The organism is Nostoc sp. FACHB-888 (assembly GCF_014696655.1).
GTDB lineage: Bacteria > Cyanobacteriota > Cyanobacteriia > Cyanobacteriales > Nostocaceae > Nostoc.
Window position 1 is genome coordinate 1 of sequence record NZ_JACJQM010000307.1, and the last position, 3,813, is coordinate 3,813.

Here is a 3,813-nt window from a genome sequence, read left to right on the forward strand (position 1 = left end):
AAAGTTAGGCTGTGAGTTGAATGAATTCAATTTAATCAAGACGACCAATGTTTTTAACGAAACTAGCGTCAAAGGCGTTTATGCGGCAGGTGACATCACTTCACCCATGCAAGTGATCGCCGCTGCTGTTTTTCAGGGTAGCGTTGCTGCTGGCGGCTTAAATCACTCTCTGATCATGGAAGATTTCGTCTAAATCAAGGTAATTCAATCTTCATCAGAACAAGCATCGTGGCTGGTCTAGTTTCATAGGCCAAGAGAGTAGGGAAAGTCATGCGTGTTAATTACATATCAAGTCTACAGAGCGATCTAATGATGCAGTCTTTATGGTGGTGGGTTGGCAGCGCAGTAGTCGCTCGGCAGTGCGAAATGTTTGACACAGCACTTCAAGCGACTCACTAAAGCAAAACTGAAATCGGTTCGCTAATTCCATAGGAAACTCCATAAAAATCTGCAAGAAGTTGAGTGTTGGAACTGACTACACTCAAGTGAACTAAGACAAAGAGAACTTAGGAGTTGATGATGATGTCCAAAGTGTCTTCTACCTCACCACCACAAAACTAAAGAAAGGAATCGTACCATGAATACTCAACCGACCGAAGTGATCAAAGAGTTTCTGGCGAATACGGCAACCGAAAAGGTCGAGGCGGCTGCCCGTCGGCTCGTCGCGGAGGACGCAACATACATTTCCCTGAATTTCGACAACCCTGAACTGAAGCAAATCTTGCCTTGGACGGGAACCTCCAAAGGTCCCCAAGCGTTCATCGATACGTTCTCCCGGGTTGCGAAATGGTGGACGCATGAGGACTTCGCCGTTACCGCCCTTTTTGGTGAAGGCGAGAACGTTGCTGTGTTCGGCAGGTTCACGTACCGCTCGGTCTCGCTGAGCAAGGCGGTGACCTCACCGTTCTCGATCCACGCAAAGGTGCGTAACGGGAAGATCGTGTACTTTCAGTTCATGGAGGATACTTTCGCGACCGCTCGCACTTTCAGCCAGAAGGGGACTTGGACCATCAAAATCGCTCCGAACCGGCCGGAGTTCGAGGTGTAATAGCAGCTTACGACGCCTAACCATGCGCTGCACCGGAACGCTACAATTTGGTCGGTTGAGTTTTCAAGGTTATCTGCGTCCGGTGAGCTTGGTCGTTAGGCAGCGAGCGTGAAGAATGAAAAGAGAGTTAGCCATAAATTTTTTGTTCTCGTTTGTGGGCGGCGCAATGGTATGGGCCTTGTCACCATTTTTATCCGGGCAGGTCGAACCGTGGGATGCGAAAGGTTTTTATTATTCCGCAGCACTTCTTATTGTTGGCCTTATCGTTGGCCTTGCTCGGCCTAAACATGTTTGGTCGCACTATGCCGGTATTATTCTTGGTCAACTGACGTATATGCTTTGTTTTCTGCCCGGCGGTCCGTTAATTCCTGTTGGAGTCGCTATTTTAGCGGCTTACTCCACAATCGCTTTAGCAGGAGCAGCAAGTGGGGCCTGGTTTCGTCGCGTCAGCCGGGGTGCGCGGTGATTTTGCTGCCTAACAAGGCGCTGCAGCGAACCCGGCTCTCGCGCTCCGGTTGCAATCCACGCTGTCACCGCGGGCCGGGTCGCTGAGCTTGGGTCGTTATAGACCGCATGAATCTCGATGCTGGTGTGCGTACCGCGCTGGCTACCGAAGCAGAATTAAAGCCATCTTAGAGGCGGCAAACGCGGCGATCGCCCAAGGCAACAATGTTAGTTTTACTGAACGCAGGATATCGAGTAATCACCTACTGTGCTGCTGGGCGATTCTCGTTCCGAGAGGCTACGCCAACGCATCAGTAACGACGCCATTCAAGCCAGTTGGAATGTGGCAGCAGGAGCTTCTGCGAAAGGGACTTTGGACTGTGTACCTTCCTGGCTCACCGATTTCCGCGATGATCTGCCCCGCATTGATGTGCCGACTCTGATTATTCATGGAGATAGCGATCGCATTCTGCCGCTTGAGTCCACCGCAGCAAGACTTCCAAAGCTGATTAAAAACAGTCAACTGGTTGTCATTCCCGGCGGGCCGCACGCCATCAATCAGTGGATGACAGCAGGTGCCGGGGTCGTGCATTCCGAGATGCCGGAGTCAATGTTTACCCAAACTGGTGGACGGCTCCACGGCATTCAACTATGGGTCAATCTGCCACAACGAGACAAAATGATGCCGCCCCGCTATCAGGAAATTCCAGCGGCTCAGATTCCGGTAGCTCAAACCGAAGATAGGTCTGTGACGGTGCGGGTGATTGCGGGAGAAGCGTTAGGGGCAAAAGCTGTAATTCAGACGCGCACGCCGATAACCTACCTCCACTTCACACTGCAACCAGGGGCAACGATGATCCAGCCTGTACCAAAAGAGTACAACGCCTTTGTCTATGTACTGGAGGGGTCTGGGTTGTTTGGGACAGAGCCAGCGCCTGGTGATGATGGGCAGATGGTGCTCTTTTCTCAAGATGGAAAAGATGTAGTGATCTCCAACCCTGCTGATGCTCAACATCCTCTAGATCTTCTGCTGATTGCAGGTGTACCCCTTAACGAACCAGTCGTGCGCTACGGTCCATTTGTCATGAACACTGAAGCTGAAATCACCCAGGCGATCAACGACTACCAGGAAGGAAGGATGGGACGGATTTATGCTTAACACATCTCAATATCAGATTAGTCAACATCACCGCTTGAGTGAGTTACGAATCAAACTACTGCATCTGCACAAGCTTTTACTAGAGACTGAGCGTCTTACCTATGAGCAAGTTCGAGGGCAAGTTTCTAGAGGTGAATTGCTACAACTGCTAATTAGTCATGAGCAGTTTGCCTGGTTGCATCGACTCTCAGAATTGATTATCCAAATCGATGAGTTACGTCATGCTGATGAACCTGTTACACCAGAGGCAATTGAAGCGATTGACAGTGACATTCGTACACTGCTCAGCCCCGACGAATTGGGCGATGAGTTTGCCATGAAGTATAATACGGCGTTGCAACGCCACCCCGATGTCGTGTTAGCTCATGCAGATGTCATGATGTTGCTGACCTCTAACAGTATTTAACCTCCAAAATTCACAGATTTTGAACTTGCTCCGATTGTGTAATTGCAAGCCTAAACGTATGCTGATCCAAAAACTAAACGACTGTGAAGAAATTATTGCTGGAGATGGAACTGTTCTGCGCGAACTGCTTCATCCTGACAAACAAGACATCAACTTGCGTTACAGTTTGGCGCATGCGATCTTGCCTGTTGGCAAAACTTCGATTCCTCATTCTCTAAAGACTTCTGAGGTTTATTACATCATTAGCGGTGTTGGAGAAATGTCGATCGACAGTGAAGTTTGTCGCATTGAACCAGGCGATACAGTTTACATTCCTCCAAATGCAATTCAGTTCCTTCACAACTATGGCGACGAACCTATTGTTTTCCTTTGTCTAGTCGATCCAGCTTGGCGCAAAGAAGACGAAACGATTTATGCACCTGAAATTGAGGCAACCGCATCACTCTAATCCAATCGCTCAAAACTATGAATTCACAAACAGCTCAAACCACCACTACTGCTGACGAGTCGGCAATCCGTGCTTTAGAACAGAATATTCATCCCGCATTGCAAGGAGTCATCCAATGTCAACCTTTGTCTTAGTTCACGGCTCGTGGCACGATGGTTCTGCTTGGAACGCGGTCATCCAACATCTAGAAGCGAAAGGTCATCAGGCGAATGGCACTGAAATAAGACAAAACCCATGATTGATAATGGTTTGGAGAAATGAAACCCAAATTGTGATTTATCAGTGCAGAGCGGATTCTAAGTAACACT

The 3,813-nt window shown here is 48.9% G+C and carries 8 protein-coding genes; 7 read left to right on the plus strand and 1 reads right to left on the minus strand.

Annotated elements, in window-relative coordinates; translation table 11 throughout:
• On the plus strand, positions 1 to 193 hold a 193-nt coding region (locus H6G26_RS39725; RefSeq protein WP_199327284.1), incomplete at its 5' end, for a hypothetical protein.
• Between the two features lie 84 nt (positions 194 to 277).
• On the opposite strand, the gene H6G26_RS39730 is transcribed toward H6G26_RS39725, so the two are convergent.
• On the minus strand, positions 278 to 430 hold the full coding sequence (locus tag H6G26_RS39730) for a hypothetical protein (protein WP_190737409.1): 153 nt from the start codon (positions 428 to 430) through the stop codon (positions 278 to 280).
• Positions 431 to 577: 147 nt separating this feature from the next.
• On the opposite strand from H6G26_RS39730, the gene H6G26_RS39735 reads away from it, so the two are divergent.
• The 6 genes from H6G26_RS39735 (at position 578) to H6G26_RS44100 (ending at position 3,743) form a co-directional block, all read left to right on the plus strand.
• A complete protein-coding gene (locus H6G26_RS39735) occupies positions 578 to 1,048 on the plus strand; it encodes a nuclear transport factor 2 family protein (RefSeq protein WP_190737411.1) in 471 nt (156 codons plus the stop codon).
• Between the two features lie 115 nt (positions 1,049 to 1,163).
• On the plus strand, positions 1,164 to 1,514 hold the full coding sequence (locus H6G26_RS39740; RefSeq protein ID WP_190737413.1) for a hypothetical protein: 351 nt from the start codon (positions 1,164 to 1,166) through the stop codon (positions 1,512 to 1,514).
• 321 nt (positions 1,515 to 1,835) lie between these two features.
• Positions 1,836 to 2,651 (plus strand): alpha/beta fold hydrolase, encoded by an 816-nt coding sequence (locus H6G26_RS39750; protein ID WP_347242599.1) that lies wholly within the window; start codon positions 1,836 to 1,838, stop codon positions 2,649 to 2,651.
• On the plus strand, positions 2,644 to 3,057 hold the full coding sequence (locus H6G26_RS39755; protein WP_190737415.1) for a hypothetical protein: 414 nt from the start codon (positions 2,644 to 2,646) through the stop codon (positions 3,055 to 3,057). Before H6G26_RS39750 ends, H6G26_RS39755 begins: the two co-directional genes overlap by 8 nt.
• Positions 3,058 to 3,115: 58 nt before the next feature.
• Positions 3,116 to 3,505 (plus strand): cupin domain-containing protein, encoded by a 390-nt coding sequence (locus H6G26_RS39760; RefSeq protein WP_190737417.1) that lies wholly within the window; start codon positions 3,116 to 3,118, stop codon positions 3,503 to 3,505.
• Positions 3,506 to 3,620: 115 nt separating this feature from the next.
• Positions 3,621 to 3,743: a hypothetical protein gene (locus H6G26_RS44100; RefSeq protein WP_277883967.1), complete on the plus strand. Its 123-nt coding sequence runs from the start codon at positions 3,621 to 3,623 to the stop codon at positions 3,741 to 3,743.
• Positions 3,744 to 3,813: the final 70 nt, after the last annotated feature.

Coding starts and splice junctions, on each gene's coding strand:
- H6G26_RS39755 (WP_190737415.1), top strand. CDS start 2,644: ATGCTTAACACATCTCAATATCAGATTAGTCAACATCACCGCTTGAGT.
- H6G26_RS39730 (WP_190737409.1), bottom strand. CDS start 430: ATGGAATTAGCGAACCGATTTCAGTTTTGCTTTAGTGAGTCGCTTGAA.
- H6G26_RS44100 (WP_277883967.1), top strand. CDS start 3,621: ATGTCAACCTTTGTCTTAGTTCACGGCTCGTGGCACGATGGTTCTGCT.
- H6G26_RS39760 (WP_190737417.1), top strand. CDS start 3,116: ATGCTGATCCAAAAACTAAACGACTGTGAAGAAATTATTGCTGGAGAT.
- H6G26_RS39740 (WP_190737413.1), top strand. CDS start 1,164: ATGAAAAGAGAGTTAGCCATAAATTTTTTGTTCTCGTTTGTGGGCGGC.
- H6G26_RS39735 (WP_190737411.1), top strand. CDS start 578: ATGAATACTCAACCGACCGAAGTGATCAAAGAGTTTCTGGCGAATACG.